We start from the raw sequence: 19287 nt of genomic DNA, 5'->3' as shown, positions 1-19287 counted from the left end.
GGGTGGCAGGCATGGAGATCCACGACAGGAGCGATGTTCTCGATGTGCGCAATGCCATCGTCAGCAACTCCAGATTTGACGATGTGAACTTGTCGAACACGCAGTTTCACAACGTCGACCTGTCGGCGGCCGTGGTGGACGACGCGAACCTCTCGAACGCGTTTTTCAGCAATGTGAATATGAGCAATCTGAAGATAGAAAACGCTGAAGTCGCCGGCATGATGATCAATGGCATCAGGCTGAGCGATCTGTTTCAGGCATATGAGACGGCGCAGACCGCCGGGGGCAATTGATGGCAAAGCTCAAGGTCGACGGGAAAGAGATCACTGTACCCGACCACTACACGCTGCTGCAGGCGGCCGAGGACGCCGGCGCGGAAGTGCCGCGCTTCTGCTTCCATGAGCGGCTGTCGATCGCCGGCAATTGCCGCATGTGCCTGATCGAGGTGAAGGGCGGGCCGCCCAAACCGCAGGCCTCCTGCGCCATGAATGTGCGCGACCTGCGTCCGGGTCCGAATGGTGAGGCGCCTGAAATCTTCACCAACACGCCGATGGTCAAGAAGGCACGCGAAGGGGTGATGGAATTCCTCTTGATCAACCATCCGCTGGATTGCCCGATCTGCGACCAGGGCGGCGAATGCGACCTGCAGGACCAGGCGATGGCCTTCGGCGTCGATTCCTCGCGCTATCACGAGAACAAGCGCGCGGTCGAAGACAAGTATATCGGCCCATTGGTCAAGACGGTTATGAACCGCTGCATCCACTGCACGCGCTGCGTCCGCTTCACCACGGAAGTTGCAGGCATTTCCGAGCTTGGCCTGATCGGCCGCGGCGAGGATGCCGAGATTACCACCTATCTCGAAAGCGCCATGACCTCGGAGCTGCAGGGCAATGTCATCGACCTTTGCCCGGTCGGCGCGCTGACGTCGAAGCCTTTCGCCTTCCAGGCACGGCCGTGGGAGCTGACCAAGACCGAATCCATCGACGTCATGGACGCCGTCGGCTCGGCAATCCGCGTCGACAGCCGCGGCCGGGAGGTGATGCGCATCCTGCCGCGCGTCAATGAAGCGGTGAACGAGGAGTGGATTTCCGACAAGACCCGCTTCATCTGGGACGGATTGCGAACGCAGCGCCTCGACCGCCCCTATGTCCGCAAGGACGGAAAGCTGGCGCCGGCCAGCTGGGCCGAAGCGTTCGTTGCGATCAGGGATGCGGTGTCGAATGCCGCGCCCGAGAAAATCGGCGCGATTTCGGGCGATCTTGCCGCCGTCGAGGAAATCTACGCACTGAAGCAGCTTATGGCTGCGTTGGGCTCAAGGAACACCGATTGCCGCCAGGACGGCGCCGCACTCGATCCGGCGCTCGGCCGCGCCAGCTACATCTTCAACCCGACCATCGAGGGCATCGAGCAGGCCGACGCGGTGCTGATCATCGGCGCCAATCCGCGCTTCGAGGCCTCGGTGCTCAATGCCCGCATCCGCAAGCGCTGGCGGATCGGCAATCTGCCGGTCGGCGTCATCGGCGAGGTCGGCGACACGCGTTACGACTACGAACAGCTCGGCGCCGGTCCGGAGTCCTTGAAAGATCTGGCCGACGGCAATGGCAAGTTCTTCCAGGTGCTGAAGAAGGCGACGCATCCTCTGATCATCGTCGGCCAGGGCGCGCTGTCGCGTGCCGACGGCGCGGCGGTGCTCGGCCAGGCGGCGAAACTCGCCACGGCCGTCAACGCTGCGCGCGCCGACTGGAACGGCTTTGCCGTGCTGCACACTGCGGCCGCGCGCGTCGGCGGTCTCGATGTCGGCTTCGTGCCTGGCAAGGGCGGCAAGAACGTTGCCGGCATGCTGGGGGAGAGCGAGGTTCTGTTCCTGCTCGGCGCCGACGAGGTCGACATGTCCAAGACCGGCGGCGCCTTCGTCGTCTATGTCGGCACGCATGGCGACGCCGGTGCGCACCGCGCCAATGTCATCCTGCCGGGAGCCGCCTACACCGAAAAGTCCGGCACCTATGTCAACACCGAGGGACGCGTGCAGCAGACCAACCGCGCGGGCTTCGCGCCGGGCGACGCGCGCGAAGACTGGGCGATCCTGAGGGCATTGTCCGATGTGCTGGGCAAGAAACTACCCTTCGATTCGCTGCAGCAGTTGCGCGCCAAACTTTATGGCGAATACCCGCATCTCGCCCGCATCGATCATGTCGAAGCCGGCAATGCCGATGACGTCGCTAGGGTGGCGAAGCTCGGCGGGCGGCTGAACAAGGGCACTTTCACCTCGCCGGTCACGGATTTCTATCTGACCAACCCGATCGCGCGGGCCTCCGCCGTCATGGCGGAATGCTCGGCGCTGGCGAAAAACGGCTTCAGGCAGGCGGCAGAGTAGACATGGACACCTTCTTCTCCTTCTACGTGCTGCCGACGCTGATCATCCTTTTAAAGTCGGTCGTGCTGATCGTCGTTTTGCTGATCGGGGTTGCCTACCTGCTTTACGCCGACCGCAAGATCTGGGCGGCGGTGCAATTGCGCCGCGGCCCGAACGTCGTCGGCCCGTGGGGCACGCTGCAGGCTTTCGCCGATCTGCTGAAATTCGTCTTCAAGGAACCGGTCATTCCGTCCGGCGCCAACAAGGGCGTGTTCCTGCTGGCGCCGCTGGTGTCGGCCGTGCTGGCAATCTCGGCCTGGGCGGTCATTCCCGTCAATGCGGGCTGGGGGATCGCCAACGTCAATGTCGGCATCCTCTACGTCTTCGCCATCTCCTCGCTCGAGGTCTATGGCGTGATCATGGGCGGCTGGGCGTCCAACTCGAAATACCCGTTCCTCGGCGCGCTGCGCTCGGCGGCGCAGATGGTGTCCTACGAAGTCTCGATCGGCTTCGTCATCGTCACCGTGCTGCTCTGCGTCGGCTCGCTCAACCTGTCGGACATCGTGCTGTCGCAGCAGGATGGGCTGGGCACCAAGCTTGGCCTGCCCAACAGCTTCCTCGACTGGCACTGGCTGGCGCTGTTCCCGATGTTCGTCATTTTCTTCATCTCGGCGCTGGCCGAGACCAACCGCCCGCCCTTCGACCTGGTGGAAGCCGAGTCGGAACTCGTCGCCGGCCATATGGTCGAATACTCCTCGACGCCGTTCCTGTTGTTCTTCCTCGGCGAATACGTCGCCGTGGTGATGATGTGCGCGCTGGCCACCATCCTGTTCCTCGGCGGCTGGCTGCCGCCCTTCGACTTCGCCCCCTTCACCTGGGTGCCCGGCGTGATCTGGTTCGTGCTCAAGATCTGCCTGATGTTCTTCATGTTCTCGATGGTGAAGGCCTTCGTGCCGCGCTACCGCTACGACCAGCTGATGCGGCTGGGCTGGAAAGTGTTCCTGCCGATCTCCCTGTTCATGGTCGTTGCCACCGCGGCCTTCCTCAAAATCACGGGGTTTGCGTGATGTCCGCTTTTGGCCAGGCCGCAAAATCGCTGCTGCTGCAGGATTTCGTCAGCGCCTTCTTCCTGTCGATGCGCCAGTTCTTCGCGCCGAAGGAAACGATCAACTATCCGCACGAGAAAGGGCCGACCAGCCCGCGCTTCCGTGGCGAGCACGCGCTGCGCCGCTATCCCAATGGCGAGGAACGCTGCATCGCCTGCAAATTGTGCGAAGCGATCTGTCCGGCGCAGGCGATCACCATCGAGGCCGGCCCGCGCCGCAATGACGGCACGCGCCGCACCGTGCGCTACGACATCGACATGGTGAAGTGCATCTATTGCGGCTTCTGCCAGGAAGCCTGCCCGGTCGACGCCATCGTCGAGGGGCCGAATTTCGAGTTCGCGACGGAGACGCGCGAAGAGCTTTACTACGACAAGGACAGGCTGCTGGCGAATGGCGACCGCTGGGAGCGCGAACTGGCGCGCAACATCTCGCTGGACTCGCCTTACCGCTGACATTTGACGCATGGACGGGGCGAGGGCCCTCGTCTAAGGACAACGCAACTTGCCGGCCTGAGGCGGTCGCAGAAATCAAACAGGACGGATGTCCTGTTTGGACAGGAACCCGGGGGATCCCCAATGCTGAGTGGACTAGAGGCGGCCTTTTTCTACCTCTTCGCCTTTGTCGCGGTGGCGTCGGCCTTCATGGTCATTTCGTCGCGCAACCCCGTGCATTCCGTGCTGTTCCTGATCCTGACCTTCTTTAACGCCGCCGGCCTGTTCATGCTGACCGGCGCCGAGTTCCTGGCGATGATCCTGCTTGTCGTCTATGTCGGCGCGGTCATGGTGCTGTTCCTGTTCGTCGTCATGATGCTCGATGTCGACTTCGCCGAGATGAAGGAAGGCGCCCTGCAATATGCGCCGATCGGCGCGCTGGTCGGGCTGATCCTGGCGGCCGAGCTGATCGTGGTGCTCGGCGGCTACACCTTCGCGCCGCAACTGGCCTCGACGGTCTCCAAACCCATCCCGGATCTTGCCGCGCGGACAAACACCGCAGCACTCGGCGACATCCTCTATACCGACTACCTCTACTACTTCCAGATTTCGGGCCTCATCCTGCTGGTCGCCATGATCGGCGCCATCGTGCTGACGCTGCGCCACAAGGAAGGGATCAAGCGGCAGTTGATCGCAGCCCAGGTCGGCCGCACGCCGACGACAGGCATGGAAATCCGCAAGGTCAAGTCGGGCGAGGGGCTCTGACGATGTTCGGTCGTTTGAAGAAAAAATACTGGGGAGAGCAGGTTGCCTCTTGGCGGGTTGATTCGACTGAAAAGGCCTGGGTATTCGTCTGGAATCGCGACGGGAATCTTACGCTGAACATCAAGAGCGAAGATTTCACATACGTTCAGGGGGCAGGCCGGAATGATGCAACAGTTATCTTCGAGCCTTCTGCCATAGACAGCCTTTTGGACGCCATCGTATCCGCGCGTTCAATGATTCAACAAATGCCGGGAAAGGTTTGATCTGGCCATGGTCGTCGGCATCGCACATTACCTGACCGTATCGGCGATCCTGTTCACGCTGGGCGTGTTCGGCATCTTCCTGAACCGCAGGAACATCATCGTCATCCTGATGTCGATCGAGCTGATCCTTTTGGCGGTCAACATCAATTTCGTTGCCTTCTCGGCGGCATTGGGCGATCTCGTCGGCCAGGTGTTTGCCCTGTTCGTGCTGACGGTCGCCGCCGCCGAAGCGGCCATCGGTCTTGCCATTCTCGTCGTCTTCTTCCGCAACCGCGGCTCGATCGCGGTCGAAGACGTGAACCAGATGAAGGGTTGACGGGGCTAACATGTATCAAGCGATCGTCTTCCTTCCGCTGCTCGGCTTCCTGATCGTCGGTCTGTTCGGCAATTCGCTGGGCGCCAAGGCATCGGAATACATCACCTCGGGCTTCCTGGTGATCTCGGCCGTGCTGTCCTGGGTCGCCTTCTTCTCCGTCGGCTTCGGCGAGGGCGAGGTGTTCACCGTGCCGGTACTGCGCTGGATCCAATCCGGCGGGCTCGACGCGTCCTGGGCGCTCAGGATCGATACGCTGACGGTGGTCATGCTGGTGGTGGTCAACACGGTGTCGGCGCTGGTCCACATCTATTCGATCGGCTACATGCACCACGATCCGAACCGGCCGCGCTTCTTCGCCTATCTGTCATTGTTCACCTTCGCCATGCTGATGCTGGTGACGGCGGACAACCTCGTGCAGATGTTCTTCGGCTGGGAAGGGGTGGGTCTCGCCTCCTATTTGCTGATCGGCTTCTGGTACAAGAAGCCGTCGGCCAATGCTGCTGCCATCAAGGCCTTCGTCGTCAACCGCGTCGGCGATTTTGGCTTCGCGCTCGGCATTTTCGGCGTCTTCGTTTTGTTCGGCTCGGTCAATCTCGGCACCATCTTCGCCAATGCCGCGACGTTCATTCCGGCCGAAGGCGCGCCGCAAGGGGCCGCCGTGCTGACCTTCCTCGGCTATGCGCTGGACAAGCAGGCGGCCATGACCATCGTCTGCCTGCTGCTGTTCATGGGCGCCATGGGCAAGTCGGCGCAGGTGCCGCTGCACACCTGGCTGCCGGACGCGATGGAAGGCCCGACCCCGGTCTCGGCACTGATCCATGCCGCCACCATGGTGACGGCCGGCGTGTTCATGCTGGCGCGGCTGTCGCCGCTGTTCGAATTGTCGCATTCGGCGCTGACCGTGGTGACCTTCATCGGCGCCTTCACCGCCTTCTTCGCGGCGACCGTCGGCCTGGTCCAGAACGACATCAAGCGCGTCATCGCCTATTCGACCTGCTCGCAGCTCGGCTACATGTTCGTCGCGCTCGGCGTCGGCGCCTATGGCGCGGCGATCTTCCATTTGTTCACGCATGCCTTCTTCAAGGCGCTGCTGTTCCTGGGCTCCGGCTCGGTCATCCATGCCGTCTCCGACGAGCAGGACATGCGCAAGATGGGTGGCCTGCGGAAGCTCATTCCGAAGACCTACTGGATGATGGTGATCGGCACGCTGGCGCTGACCGGCGTCGGCATTCCGGTGACCGTCATCGGCACCGCCGGCTTCTTCTCCAAGGATGCCATCATCGAGGCTGCCTTTGCCGGCCACAATTCGGTCGCCGGCCTCGCTTTTGTCCTGCTGGTCATCGCCGCCTGCTTCACCTCCTTCTACTCCTGGCGGCTGATCTTCATGACCTTCCACGGCGAGCCGCGGGCGAGCCACGACGTCATGCACCATGTCCATGAATCGCCGCCGGTGATGCTGGTGCCGCTGTTCATCCTGGCCGCGGGCGCGCTGTTTGCCGGCGTTATCTTCCATGGCGCCTTCATCGGCGAAGGCTATACCGAATTCTGGAAGGCGTCGCTGTTCACGCTGCCGGACAACCACATCCTGCACGATATCCACGAATTGCCGCTGTGGGTCGAGCTGGCACCGTTCGTCGCCATGATCATCGGCTTTGCCGTCGCCTGGAAGTTCTACATCCGCTCGCCGGAACTGCCCCGGAGCGTCGCCGCCAACCATCGGCTGCTCTATGCCTTCCTGCTCAACAAATGGTACTTCGACGAGCTCTACGACGTCCTGTTCGTGCGGCCGGCAAAGGCGCTGGGCAGGTTCTTGTGGAAGACCGGCGACGGCACCATCATCGACGGGCTCGGCCCTGACGGCATTTCGGCGCGCGTCGTCGATGTCACCGACCGCGTCGTCAAGCTGCAGACCGGCTATCTCTATCACTATGCCTTCGCCATGCTGATCGGCGTGGCCGCACTCGTCACCTGGATGATGCTCTGATGACCGCCTGGCCAATCCTCTCGCTGGTCACCTTCCTGCCGCTTGTAGGTGTGCTGCTGATCCTGTTCATCAGGGATGACAGCCCGAATGCGCGTCGCAACATCCGCGCCATCGCGTTCACGACGACGGCAGCCACCTTCATCATCTCGCTGTTCATCTGGACCGGCTTCGACAATTCGCAGGCCGGCTTCCAGTTCGTCGAGAAATTTGCCTGGCTGGATTCCGGCATCTCCTACCATATGGGGGTCGACGGCATTTCGATGCTGTTCGTCATCCTGACGACGTTCCTGATGCCGCTCTGCATCCTGGCGTCGTGGGAAGCGATCGACAAGCGCGTCAAGGCCTACATGATTGCCTTCCTGCTCTTGGAAACGCTGATGATCGGCGTGTTCTGCGCGCTCGACATCGTGCTGTTCTACGTCTTCTTCGAGGCCGGCCTGATCCCGATGTTCATCATCATCGGCGTCTGGGGCGGCAAGCGCCGCGTCTATGCCTCGTTCAAGTTCTTCCTCTACACGCTGGCCGGCTCGGTGCTGATGCTGCTCGCCATCATGGCGATGTTCTTCCAGGCGGGCACCACCGACATCCCGACGCTGTTGACGCACAACTTCCCGGCCCACATGCAGACATGGCTATTTCTGGCCTTCTTCGCCTCCTTCGCGGTGAAGATGCCGATGTGGCCGGTGCACACCTGGCTGCCCGATGCGCACGTCGAAGCGCCGACGGCGGGCTCGGTGATCCTGGCGGGCATACTGTTGAAAATGGGCGGGTACGGCTTCCTGCGCTTCTCCCTGCCGATGTTCCCGCTGGCGTCGGAAATGTTCGCACCGCTGGTGTTCACGCTGTCGGTCGTCGCCATCATCTACACCTCGCTGGTGGCGCTGATGCAGGAGGACATGAAGAAGCTCATCGCCTATTCCTCCGTCGCCCATATGGGCTTCGTCACCATGGGCATCTTCGCCATGAACCAGGAAGGCGTGCAGGGCGCGATCTTCCAGATGCTGAGTCACGGCCTCGTCTCGGGCGCGCTGTTCCTGTGCGTCGGCGTCATTTACGACCGCATGCACACACGCGAGATCGACGCCTATGGCGGCTTGGTCAACAACATGCCGAAATACGCCACGGTGTTCCTGATCTTCACCATGGCCAATGTCGGCTTGCCGGGCACGTCAGGCTTCGTTGGCGAGTTCCTGACCATGCTCGGCGTGTTCCGGGTCAACACCTGGGTGGCGTTCTTCGCCGCCACCGGCGTCATCCTGTCGGCGGCCTACGCGCTCTGGCTCTACCGCCGGGTGATCTTCGGCGCGCTGACCAAGGAAAGCCTGAAGGGCCTGCTCGATCTGTCGACGCGCGAGAAGGCGATCATCTACCCGCTGGTCGTGCTGGTCATCTTCTTCGGCGTCTATCCCGCTCCCGTCTTCGATGCCACGGCCCAGTCGGTCAAGGCGCTCGTCACCAATGTCACCGCATCCATCGGCGCCGCGCAGACCGCGGCGGCGAACTGACCAGAGGTTTTGCGAACCATGACGCCGGACCTTTACTCCAGCCTTTCGCTCTCGACGCCGGAGCTGATCCTCGCCATCGGCGCGCTGGCGCTGTTGATGGTGGGCGCCTATTCGCGCGCCAACACTGCCATTCTGGTGACTGTCCTTGCCGTCGCCGTGCTGGTGATCGCAGGCCTATGGCTGATCTTTCCCACGGGACAGGGCGCAGCCTACGGCAACGCCTTCATCCAGGATCCGTTCTCCCGCTTCATGAAGGTGCTGTCGCTGATCGGTTCGGCGGTGACGCTGGTGATGTCGATGCGCTTCGCCAGGCAGGAGCATTTCGACAAGTTCGAATACCCGGTGCTGATCCTGCTCTGCACGCTCGGTATGATGCTGATGATCTCGGCCAACGGCATGATCGGGCTCTATCTCGGCCTCGAGCTGCAGTCGCTGGCGATTTACGTGCTGGCCGCGATCAATCGCGACAATCTGCGTTCGACCGAGGCCGGTTTGAAGTATTTTGTGCTGGGCGCGCTGTCGTCGGGCATGCTGCTTTACGGCATCAGCCTCATTTACGGCTACACCGGCAATGTCGGCTTCCAGGAAATCGCCTCGGCGCTTGGCAGCGGTGAGCGCCAGCTCGGCCTCGTCGTCGGCCTGGTTTTCGTTTTGGCCGGCCTTGCCTTCAAGATTTCCGCGGTGCCGTTCCACATGTGGACGCCCGATGTCTACGAGGGCGCGCCGACGCCGGTCACCGCCTTCCTGGCGGCTGCCCCCAAAATGGCGGCAATGGCGCTGATCGTGCGCGTCACCATGGGCGCCTTCAAGCCGATCGCTTCCGACTGGCAGCAGATCATCGTCTTCATCTCGATCGCCTCGATGGCGCTCGGCTCCTTCGCCGCGATCGGCCAAACCAACATCAAGCGGCTGATGGCGTACTCCTCGATCGGCCATATGGGCTACGCGCTGGTCGGCCTAGCCGCCAACAGCCAGGCCGGCGTGCGCGGCGTCGCCATCTACATGCTGATCTATCTCGTCATGACGCTCGGCACCTTCGCCTTCATCCTCGCCATGCGGCGCAAGGAAGGCAATGTCGAGCAGATCAGCGATCTCGCCGGTCTGTCGTCGACCAACCCGATCATGGCGACGATCCTGACCATCCTGATGTTCTCGCTGGCCGGCATCCCGCCGCTCGCCGGTTTCTGGGGGAAATGGTACGTGTTCCTCGCCGCCATCAACGCCAATCTCTATGCGCTGGCGATCATCGGCGTGCTGGCCTCTGTGGTGGGCGCTTTCTACTATCTGCGGATCATCAAGATCATGTGGTTCGACGAACCGGCCGGCGGCTTCGTGCCGATGGCGGTTGAGCTGCGCCTCGTGCTTGGTGTCTCCGGCGCTTTCGTGCTGTTCTATGTGCTGATCGGCGGGCCGATCGCGACCTACGCCGAAGCCGCCGCCAAGACATTTTTCTGAACGGATGGCATTTCGGCTGGCTCCGACCTCTGAGACGGAAGGGTTCCGGCTCGAGGCCCATGACAGCGTGGGTTCCACCAACACGCTGGCGCTGGACCATGCAAGGGCAGGCGATCCCGGCAAATTGTGGGTCGTTTCCAAGAAGCAGGAAAGCGGCCGTGGCCGCCGCGGCAGGGCCTGGGTATCGCCCGAGGGCAATCTGGCGGCGACATTGCTGGTCATCACCGGCGGTGAGTTGCGTCTGGCGGCGACGCTGGGCTTCGTCGCCGGCCTGTCGCTGGCCGATGCGCTCGACGCCGTGGTGCCGAAGGGCAGGATCGCTATCGGCCTCGACGGCGCCAGCCAGGGGCAGAATCGCTTCGAGCTGAAATGGCCGAACGATGTGCTGGCCTCCGGCGCCAAGCTGGCCGGCATCCTGCTGGAATCGGCCATTCTCGATGGCGGCCGTTTCGCGGTGGCGGTGGGCATCGGCGTCAATGTGGTGGCGCATCCGCCGGATTTGCCGTATCCGGCGACATCGCTTCAGGCGCTGGGCGCGACATGCGACGCCGAAACGCTGTTCTTGGCGCTGTCTGATGCCTGGACCGACAATGCCCGGCTGTGGGATGACGGACGCGGGCTCGACGCCATCCGGCGTCGCTGGCTATCGCGCGCGGCGGGGCTTGGCGGCGAGGTTGCTGTCAGGATTGACGGGAATGTGGTGCGCGGTACCTTCGAAACCATTGACGCGGACTGCCGTTTCGTGATCCGCGATGATGAGGGGTCGGTCGTGACGGTAGCCGCCGGCGACGTGCATTTCGGCGCCGTCGCGTCGGCAAAGATTTAGGGGCTGGCCGCAAGGGCCGGGAAGGGAAAATTGATGGCGAAAGCGCAAAACGCCGAACTCGTCTTCGTGCCGCTCGGCGGCGTCGGCGAGATCGGCATGAACTTCGCCCTTTACGGCTATGGGCCGCCTAGCGCGCGCGAGTGGATCGTCGTCGATGTCGGCGTGACTTTTCCCGATGCGGCGCATCCTGGCGTCGACCTGATCCTGCCCGATACGCGCTTCATCGAGGAGAACCTCGCCGGCCTGCGCGGCATCATCATCACCCACGCGCATGAAGACCATTACGGGGCGCTGCTCGACATCTGGCCGAAGCTGAAGGCGCCGGTGTGGATGACACCGTTCAGCGCCGGACTGCTGGACGCCAAGCGCCAGGGCGAGCAGGGCGCGCCGAAGAAAATTCCGGTGACGATCTACCGGGCAGGCGAAACATTCACTGTCGGCCCGTTCTCGATCGAGGCCATTCCGGTGGCGCACTCGATCCCCGAGCCGATGTCGCTGGCGATCACCTCGCCGGCCGGCACCGTCATCCATACCGGCGACTGGAAGATCGATCCGGAACCGACGATCGGTCCGAAAACCGACGAGGCGCGGTTTCGCGCCTATGGCGACAAGGGCGTTCTGGCGCTGGTCTGCGATTCCACCAATGCGCTGCGCGAAGGCGAATCGCCGTCGGAAGTGGCGGTGGGCGAAGGCCTCAGGGGCGTCATCCAGAGCGCTGTCGGCCGTGTCGCCGTCACCACCTTCTCTTCCAATGTCGGGCGCATCGTCTCGATCGCCAAGGCGGCGCGCGATGCCGGCCGCCAGTGCCTGGTGCTGGGCCGCTCGCTGAAGCGGGTCATCGATGTCGCCGGCGAGCTCGGCTACATGGACGGGCTGCCGGAGTTCATCGCCGAAGAGGATTTCGGCTTCATCCCGCGCGAGAACCTCGTCATCATCTGCACCGGCAGCCAGGGCGAGGCGCTGGCGGCACTGGCAAAACTTTCGCGCGACGAGATGAAATCGGTGTCGCTGACGGCCGGCGACACGGTGGTGTTTTCCTCACGCACCATTCCCGGCAACGAGAAGGCGATCCTCGAGATCAAGAACCGCCTCATCGACCTCGGCATCAAGATCATCGAGGATGGCGACGCGCTTGTGCATGTCTCCGGCCATCCCCGCCGCAGCGAATTGCGCAGGATGTATGAATGGGTGCGGCCGCAGATCGGCGTTCCCGTGCACGGCGAAGCCGCGCATCTGGTGGCGCAGGGGTCGCTGATGTCGACGTCGGGCATCGGCCAGGTGGCGCAAGTGCGCGACGGCGACATGCTGCGGCTGGCGCCGGGTCCGGCCACGATCATCGACCAGGTGCCGTTCGGCCGCATCTACAAGGACGGCAGGCTGATCGGCACCGACCAGGCGATGGGCATACGCGACCGGCGCAAGCTATCCTTTGCCGGCCATGTCGCGGTCAATGTCGTGCTCGACGACAAATATGAGCTCGCCGGCGATCCCGATCTGGTCGCCATCGGCGTCGCCGAGGCCGATGCCCGTGGCGAAAACATGGAAGATCTGATGCTCGACGCGGCCGTCGGCGCGGTCGACTCGATCCCTCGCCAGCGCCGCAAGGACCTCGATCTGGTGCAGGAAGCGGTGCGCCGCGCCGTGCGCGGCGCCGCCAACGAGGCCTGGGGCAAGAAGCCGCTGGTGACGGTGTTTGTGACGAGGTGAGGGAATAGGCAGTAGGCGGTAGGCAGTGGAGAAAAATGCAGATGTATCACTACTGCCTACTGCCCATTCCCTACTCTCTTAACTTGTGGAGCACTTCATGCTCGGACGCCTGAACCATATAGCGCTTGCCGTGCCGGACCTGGCCGCGGCGATTGCGGCCTATCGCGATACGCTTGGCGCGAAGGTCACCGCGCCGCAAGCGCTGCCCGAGCATGGCGTTACCGTGGTGTTCGTCGATGTCGGCAACACCAAGATCGAACTCCTGGAGCCGCTGGGCGAGGGGTCGCCGATCGCGGCCTTTCTGGACAAGAACCCCTCGGGTGGCATGCATCATGTCTGCTACGAGGTCGACGACATCCTTGCCGCGCGCGATCACCTCAAAGCGAGCGGCGCCCGCGTGCTGGGCGACGGCAATCCCAAAACCGGCGCCCACGGCAAGCCGGTGCTGTTCCTGCATCCCAAGGATTTCTTCGGCACGCTGGTCGAACTGGAGCAGGCATGAGCTGGATTTCGTTTGCCGCGCTGTTCTTCATCACCTGGTGGCTGATGCTGTTCATCGTGCTGCCGTTCAGCGTCAAGACGCAGGATGACGACCAGGACGTGACGCTGGGCACGGTTGCGAGTGCGCCGCGCGGGCCGCATATGCTGCGCGCCGTGATCCGCACCACCATCGTCACGGCTGTCGTCATGGGGGTTTTCTACAGCCTGACGCACGGGCTGGGCTACAGCCTCGACGAAGTCCCGCACATCATCCCCGAAGCCAGCCAGGCACCGGCTAACTAACCACTTTCCCGCCGGCAGATCGGCTGGGATGTTTGTGCCTGTTTCGGAGCGCCAAACTCAGATTTTGTCTCGCCAGCCTGCGATGCGCAATAGGCGGCCAGGCATGGCCCACCCGCATTAGAATCACGCCTTGGTGTCAGGCTGACGCAAGCTCACGTGATTTGGGAACAGGTTGATCTAACCAGATGATCGGGCAAAAAAAATGCAAGGCACAAGGCCTTGCAATTTAAACGCGTTCCGATCTGTTTTCCGGTTTCCGGCGGCAGCGGGTAACCGCGCCTAGATCGCATCCTCCCAAGACTTTGACCGCGTAGGAGAGCAGATTTTTCTCCACCCTCTCGGTTATCGGGGCACACTAGCCTAACCCTGATGAAATTGTCACGCAGAATTTTGCCCGCAATCGGGCAATCTGTGCTGCAGTGCACAATAGTGCGGCAGGCTTTGCTTGCGAAACGAACAACGCCGGGGCTGCCGCATTAATGGGGCCAGGTGTGCCGCGTAGCCCGGACGCGCAAAGCGTGTGTGAGGACTTTGCAGTCAGGCGATCACTTTGCGTCAGAAGCATTATCGTTTTCGGTGCGAAGGTCTTTGGAAGAAGAATCGATTTTTGCGATTTCGGACCGATGCGACCGGTCGGGTTTCCATTCCGTCACGAAATAGCTATGAAGCCGGGGCAAGCAAGCCAGCCGCGCCGATTCCGGCGCAGCCTCCTCTCTCACGGACCTGTCCATGCGTTTGTCGCAGTTTTTCCTGCCCATCCTGAAAGAAAATCCGCGCGAGGCCGAGATCGTCTCGCACCGGCTGATGCTGCGTGCCGGCATGATCCGCCAGCAGGGGCAGGGCAGCTTTTCCTGGCTGCCGCTGGGCAAGCTGGTGCTGGACAAGGTCTGCCGCATCATCCGCGAGGAGCAGAACCGCGCCGGCGCTCTGGAAATCCTGATGCCGACCATCCAGTCGGCCGATCTGTGGCGCGAAAGCGGCCGCTATGACGATTACGGCAAGGAGATGTTGCGCATCAAGGACCGGCAGGACCGCGACATGCTCTACGGTCCGACCAATGAGGAAGTGGTCACCGAGATCGTGCGCGCCTACGTCAAGTCCTACAAGGACTTGCCGCTAAACCTCTACCACATCCAGTGGAAGTTCCGCGACGAGGTGCGGCCGCGCTTCGGCGTCATGCGCTCGCGCGAATTCCTGATGAAGGATGCCTATTCCTTCGACCTCGATTTCGAGGGCGCCAAGGCCGCCTATAACCGCATGTTCGTATCCTATCTCCGAACGTTCACGCGCATGGGGCTGCAGGCCATTCCGATGCGGGCCGACACCGGGCCGATCGGCGGCGATCTCAGCCATGAATTCATCATCCTGGCCGACACCGGCGAGAGCCAGGTCTATTGCGACCGCGAATATCTGTCGCTGCAGGTGCCCGGCGAGAAAACCGACTTCGGCAATGACGGCGAGATCGCCGACATCGTCAAGACGTGGACGATGCCTTACGCCGCCACCGACGAGATGCATGACGAGGCGGCCTGGGACAAGCTTGGCGAGGCCGACCGGGTCTCGGCGCGCGGCATCGAGGTCGGCCACATCTTTCATTTCGGCGACAAATATTCCAAGCCCATGGGCGCCAAGGTGACCGGGCCCGACGGCAAGGATCATTTCGTTTCCGGCGGCTCCTACGGTATCGGTCCGTCGCGGCTGGTCGCAGCGATCATCGAGGCCAGCCATGACGATAACGGCATCATCTGGCCGGAAGCGGTGACGCCGTTCGACATCGGCCTGATCAACATGAAGGCCGGCGACGCCGAGTGCGACCGCGTCTGCGGCGAGCTCTACGCCGCCTTCACCAGCGCCGGCAAGGATGTGCTTTACGATGACACCGACCAGCGGCCGGGCGGCAAGTTCGCCACCGCAGACCTGATCGGCCTGCCCTGGCAGGTGATCGTCGGGCCGCGCGGCGTGGCCGCCGGCGAGATCGAGATCAAGAACCGCCGGACCGGCGAGCGCGAGACGCTGCCGGTCGCAGAGGCCAGGAAACGCTTCGGTGCAACCGTATGAGCGAAGCCGCGGCAGCGAAGTCTTCGGTAGCCCAGTCTCCGGTTGGCAAGTCTCCGGTCGCCAAGTCTCCGGTCACCAAGTCTCCGGTCGCCGGCCCGTTCTCCATGTTCGAACGCATGGTCGCCTGGCGTTATTTGCGGTCGCGCCGCAAGGAGACGGTGATCTCGGTCATCGCCTCGATCTCCTTCCTCGGCATCATGCTGGGCGTCGCCACGCTGATCGTCGTCATGGCTGTCATGAACGGGTTTCGAGCCGAACTTCTGACCCGCATCCTCGGCGTCAACGGCCATCTGATCGTGCAGCCGCTGGATTCGCCGCTTGAGGACTATGCGCAGGTCGCAGCCCGCATCAACGGCGTGGCCGGCGTCAAATACGCGATCCCGCTGATCGACGGCCAGGTGCTGGCGCAAGGCAATGTCGGCGGCGGCATGGGCGCGCTGGTGCGCGGTATCAGGGCCGAAGACCTCGGCAAGATCGCCATCGTCGCCCAGAACGTCAAGCAAGGCACGCTTGACGGCTTCGACTCCGGCGATGGCGTCGCCATCGGCAAGCGCATGGCGGAGAATCTCGGCCTTGTGCTCGGCGACACCATCACGCTGATCTCGCCGGACGGCGATGTGACGCCGATGGGCACGACGCCGCGGCTGAAGGGCTACAAGGTGGCGGCGATCTTCGAGGTCGGCATGTCGGAGTATGACAGCTCCATCGTCTACATGCCGTTTTCCGAAGCGCAGCTCTATTTCAACATGGACGGCAGGGCGCAGACGATCGAGATCTATGTCGACAACCCCGATAATGTCGACGCGCTGAAACCGCTGGTCGATGCGGCGGCGCAACGCCCGATCGACATGGTCGACTGGCGCCAGCGCAACGAGACGTTCTTTTCGGCGCTGCAGGTCGAGCGCAACGTCATGTTCATGATCCTGACGCTGATCGTGCTGGTGGCGGCGCTCAACATCATCTCCGGCCTGATCATGCTGGTGAAGGACAAGGGCCACGATATCGCCATCCTGCGCACAATGGGCGCCTCGCGCGGCGCCATCCTGCGCATCTTCCTGATGACGGGTGCTGCGATCGGCGTCACCGGCACGCTGGCCGGCGTGCTGCTCGGGGTGCTCATCTGCACCAACATCGAATCGATCCGCCAGTTCTTCTCCTGGATGACCGGCAAGGTGCTGTTCAACCCGGAGCTCTATTTCCTCAGCCAGCTGCCGGCAAAGATGGACCCGCGCGAGACCACCTATGTCATCATGATGGCGCTCGGCCTGTCCTTCCTAGCAACGGTGTTTCCGGCATGGCGCGCCGCACGGCTCGATCCGGTCGAGGCCTTGAGATACGAATGAAGTCCGAGATCATTATCGAGCTGAAGAGCGTCGAGCGGCACTATGTCCAGGGGCCGCGCAAGCTCACCATTTTGAACGGCGCCGACTTTTCGCTGAAGCGCGGCGAGATGGTGGCGCTGGTGGCGCCGTCGGGCACCGGCAAGTCGACGCTGCTCCATACGGCGGGCCTGCTCGAGCGCCCCGACGCCGGTGACGTCATTCTGGCCGGCCGCGCCTGCGGACGGCTCTCCGACGACGAACGCACGGCGATCCGCCGCAACGATGTCGGCTTCGTCTATCAGTTCCATCATCTGCTGCCGGAGTTTTCGGCACTGGAAAACATCATGATGCCGCAGCTGATCAAAGGGCTTTCGCGCAAGGAGGCGTCGGAGCGCGCAGCACAGCTGCTCGACTATATGCAGATCGGCAAGCGCGCGTCGCACCGGCCGTCGGAACTGTCCGGCGGCGAGCAGCAGCGCGTCGCCATTGCCCGCGCGGTCGCCAATGCGCCCTTGCTGCTGCTCGCCGACGAGCCGACCGGCAATCTCGACCCGGTCACCGCCTCCTATGTCTTCGAGGCGCTTGGCGCGCTGGTCAAGCAGTCCGGCCTTGCCGCGCTGATCGCGACCCACAATCACGAACTCGCCTCGCGCATGGACCGCCGGGTGACGTTGGCGGATGGCAAGGTCGTTCCGTTGTAGGCCCCAACTTCCTCATCCTAGGGTCTGCGCCGCGTCGCTGCGCTCCTTGCTCCGCCCTAGGATCACGAAGTGATTGGTGCGTGTCCCGATCGCAAAGGCATGCGATGCGCCCTGCGTCAGCACCGCCGTCACCCCGTCAACCTTTCCTTAACCCTGCCCAAACCGGCTGTCAGGATTCGTCGGCATGCCGCTTTCCGCTCATTGACTTTCGAACAAAGTTAGAACAAAATACGAACATATCAACAACAGGAGAGAGTTATGAGCGATCTTGTTCAGGACGTCGTTTCGTTGGTGTGCATGAGTGCGTTTCTCGTTTCCATGGCGGTCTGGATCGGCGCCATGTGATGCAACTGCTGTTCGCCGCACTGTTTTAGGCGGGCAGGAGGGGCGTTGTGCCGTTAAGCCTTTCTTGCCGCCGTGCCGCTAGGGTGCCCTGCCAAATACAGGGAGCAAAACCTCAGGTGTCGCCGATCGTGACGGCCCTTCTCGTGGCCGGTAATCTCGGATTGATTTTCCTTTTGATGACCGCGCCGCTCGGTTTGCGCACGGTGAGGCTCAGCCGCGTGGTCGCAATGGACCGGCAGCGCCTCTGGCAGGCGCTGTGGCCGCTCGGCAGCGATGCCGGCTGGTCCGGCGAGATACTGAAGGCGCAGCCGCTGGACGGGCAGGGCACGACCCGCATCCTGCTGTCCTGGGAAGGCCGCGACGGCCAGCCGATCGAGCGCGGGTCGCGCTTCGAGGACGTCGTCGAAGGCAGTCGTTTTTCGATGCGGGTCATCGAGGATACCGCGCTCGACGCGTCGTTCTGGAAGGATTTTTATGAGACCACCGAACTCACCTCGGAAGGTGCCGGCACGCGGGTGACGCTCAGCCAGACCGATCGCTATCGCGGCGTCGCCTTCCTGGTGTTCCGCTACTTCGCCATGCGCCGCGAGCTCGGCAAGCTGGAGGTCTGGGCGAGGACCGGACAATATCGCAAGGGCGGTTGGTTCGAGCATCCGCTGAGCCAGGTCGGTTTCGCCGTTCTTTCGGCTTTCATCCTGTGGCCGTTCTTCGGGCTCAATCTCGGCGGCCTGGCGCTGGCCGCGATCCTGACCTCGGTGGTCGCCCTGCATGAGTTCGGCCACATGGCGGCCTTCCGGCTGACCGGTCATCGCAAGGCGCGGATGATCTTTATCCCGCTGCTCGGCGGCATCGCCATTGGTGGCCGGCCTTATGACAGCCGCTTCGAGGTCGCCTTCGTGGCGCTGATGGGCGCCGGCTTTTCCGCGTTCCTGGTTCCGCTGCTGATCGTCGCCAGCGGGCTCGCGTCCGGCGAGGGACATCGGCTCGCCGCGGCCCTTCTGGCGACGCTCGCCGGCGTTGCCGCATTGTTCAACATCGCCAATCTGGTGCCGGTGTGGAAATTCGACGGCGGTCAGGTGCTGCGCCAGATCTGCCCGGGGCCGGCCGCCCTGGCGCTCGCCTCGTTTTCCCTGCTCTCGGCCTTGCTGTGGCTTGGCTGGCTGGCCGGCTTTTCCCAAAGCTTTCTGCTGGTGGCGGGCGCCGTCTTTGCCATCCTCAGCCTGATGACAGTGGGTAGCGGGGTAAAACCGCGCCACGAATTGAAGCCGATCCGCATCTTCGATCGTTTCGCCATGGCCGGCGCGCTGCTGGCCGTCTTCGCCATTCACGGTTTCGGGCTGTTGTGGGCCTCGGCGCGGTTGCTTTGA

General features: G+C 62.9%; 18 protein-coding genes. All 18 read left to right on the top strand.

Annotation, left to right across the window (positions count from 1 at the left end):
* Nucleotides 1–11 precede the first annotated feature (11 nt).
* The 18 genes from X750_RS158275 to X750_RS158360 all read left to right on the top strand — a co-directional run bounded on the left by X750_RS158275 (nucleotide 12) and on the right by X750_RS158360 (nucleotide 19287).
* Entirely contained in the window at nucleotides 12–293 is a 282-nt protein-coding gene (locus X750_RS158275; RefSeq protein WP_023685200.1) for a pentapeptide repeat-containing protein, read from the top strand.
* The gene (gene nuoG, locus X750_RS158280) at nucleotides 293–2374 is read left to right on the top strand and encodes an NADH-quinone oxidoreductase subunit NuoG (RefSeq protein ID WP_023698336.1); all 2082 of its coding nucleotides are present in this window, start codon (nucleotides 293–295) and stop codon (nucleotides 2372–2374) included. The genes X750_RS158275 and nuoG overlap by 1 nt, the downstream gene beginning before the upstream one ends.
* 2 nt (nucleotides 2375–2376) lie before the next feature.
* The gene (gene nuoH, locus X750_RS158285) at nucleotides 2377–3420 is read left to right on the top strand and encodes an NADH-quinone oxidoreductase subunit NuoH (RefSeq protein ID WP_023685202.1); all 1044 of its coding nucleotides are present in this window, start codon (nucleotides 2377–2379) and stop codon (nucleotides 3418–3420) included.
* A complete protein-coding gene (gene nuoI, locus X750_RS158290; protein WP_023685203.1) occupies nucleotides 3420–3911 on the top strand; it encodes an NADH-quinone oxidoreductase subunit NuoI in 492 nt (163 codons plus the stop codon). The genes nuoH and nuoI overlap by 1 nt, the downstream gene beginning before the upstream one ends.
* A gap of 123 nt (nucleotides 3912–4034) precedes the next feature.
* Nucleotides 4035–4655 carry an NADH-quinone oxidoreductase subunit J gene (locus X750_RS158295; protein ID WP_023746863.1) on the top strand — a complete coding sequence of 207 codons (621 nt, stop codon included), beginning with the start codon at nucleotides 4035–4037 and terminating at the stop codon, nucleotides 4653–4655.
* Between the two features lie 2 nt (nucleotides 4656–4657).
* Nucleotides 4658–4918, top strand: a complete 261-nt coding sequence (locus X750_RS158300) for a hypothetical protein (RefSeq protein ID WP_023670811.1) — start codon at nucleotides 4658–4660, stop codon at nucleotides 4916–4918.
* A 7-nt stretch (nucleotides 4919–4925) separates the two neighbouring features.
* Nucleotides 4926–5234 carry an NADH-quinone oxidoreductase subunit NuoK gene (gene nuoK, locus X750_RS158305; RefSeq protein WP_023670810.1) on the top strand — a complete coding sequence of 103 codons (309 nt, stop codon included), beginning with the start codon at nucleotides 4926–4928 and terminating at the stop codon, nucleotides 5232–5234.
* 10 nt (nucleotides 5235–5244) lie between these two features.
* The gene (nuoL, locus tag X750_RS158310) at nucleotides 5245–7218 is read left to right on the top strand and encodes an NADH-quinone oxidoreductase subunit L (protein WP_023746862.1); all 1974 of its coding nucleotides are present in this window, start codon (nucleotides 5245–5247) and stop codon (nucleotides 7216–7218) included.
* Nucleotides 7218–8723 (top strand): NADH-quinone oxidoreductase subunit M, encoded by a 1506-nt coding sequence (locus tag X750_RS158315; protein WP_023670808.1) that lies wholly within the window; start codon nucleotides 7218–7220, stop codon nucleotides 8721–8723. Before nuoL ends, X750_RS158315 begins: the two co-directional genes overlap by 1 nt.
* Before the next feature lie 18 nt (nucleotides 8724–8741).
* Nucleotides 8742–10178 (top strand): NADH-quinone oxidoreductase subunit NuoN, encoded by a 1437-nt coding sequence (gene nuoN / locus X750_RS158320; RefSeq protein WP_023706136.1) that lies wholly within the window; start codon nucleotides 8742–8744, stop codon nucleotides 10176–10178.
* Nucleotides 10179–10182: 4 nt separating this feature from the next.
* Complete coding sequence (locus X750_RS158325) at nucleotides 10183–11004, top strand: biotin--[acetyl-CoA-carboxylase] ligase (protein WP_023709242.1); 822 nt, start codon at nucleotides 10183–10185, stop codon at nucleotides 11002–11004.
* A 33-nt stretch (nucleotides 11005–11037) separates the two neighbouring features.
* Nucleotides 11038–12711, top strand: coding sequence for a ribonuclease J (locus X750_RS158330; protein WP_023690300.1), 1674 nt, complete (start codon nucleotides 11038–11040; stop codon nucleotides 12709–12711).
* A gap of 97 nt (nucleotides 12712–12808) precedes the next feature.
* Entirely contained in the window at nucleotides 12809–13213 is a 405-nt protein-coding gene (gene mce, locus X750_RS158335) for a methylmalonyl-CoA epimerase (RefSeq protein WP_023698333.1), read from the top strand.
* On the top strand, nucleotides 13210–13494 hold the full coding sequence (locus tag X750_RS158340) for a DUF1467 family protein (protein WP_023670803.1): 285 nt from the start codon (nucleotides 13210–13212) through the stop codon (nucleotides 13492–13494). Before mce ends, X750_RS158340 begins: the two co-directional genes overlap by 4 nt.
* A 729-nt stretch (nucleotides 13495–14223) precedes the next feature.
* Nucleotides 14224–15552, top strand: a complete 1329-nt coding sequence (gene proS / locus X750_RS158345) for a proline--tRNA ligase (protein WP_023714314.1) — start codon at nucleotides 14224–14226, stop codon at nucleotides 15550–15552.
* Nucleotides 15549–16895 (top strand): lipoprotein-releasing ABC transporter permease subunit, encoded by a 1347-nt coding sequence (locus tag X750_RS158350; protein WP_023698329.1) that lies wholly within the window; start codon nucleotides 15549–15551, stop codon nucleotides 16893–16895. The genes proS and X750_RS158350 overlap by 4 nt, the downstream gene beginning before the upstream one ends.
* Nucleotides 16892–17575 (top strand): ABC transporter ATP-binding protein, encoded by a 684-nt coding sequence (locus X750_RS158355; protein WP_023685211.1) that lies wholly within the window; start codon nucleotides 16892–16894, stop codon nucleotides 17573–17575. The genes X750_RS158350 and X750_RS158355 overlap by 4 nt, the downstream gene beginning before the upstream one ends.
* Nucleotides 17576–18036: 461 nt before the next feature.
* Nucleotides 18037–19287 carry a peptidase M50 gene (locus tag X750_RS158360; protein WP_023746861.1) on the top strand — a complete coding sequence of 417 codons (1251 nt, stop codon included), beginning with the start codon at nucleotides 18037–18039 and terminating at the stop codon, nucleotides 19285–19287.

The organism is Mesorhizobium sp. LNJC391B00 (assembly GCF_000502535.1).
In the GTDB taxonomy this organism is placed as follows: domain Bacteria; phylum Pseudomonadota; class Alphaproteobacteria; order Rhizobiales; family Rhizobiaceae; genus Mesorhizobium.
The sequence above is the reverse complement of the archived record's forward strand: the minus strand, read 5'-3'. Positions and strand labels throughout refer to the sequence as shown.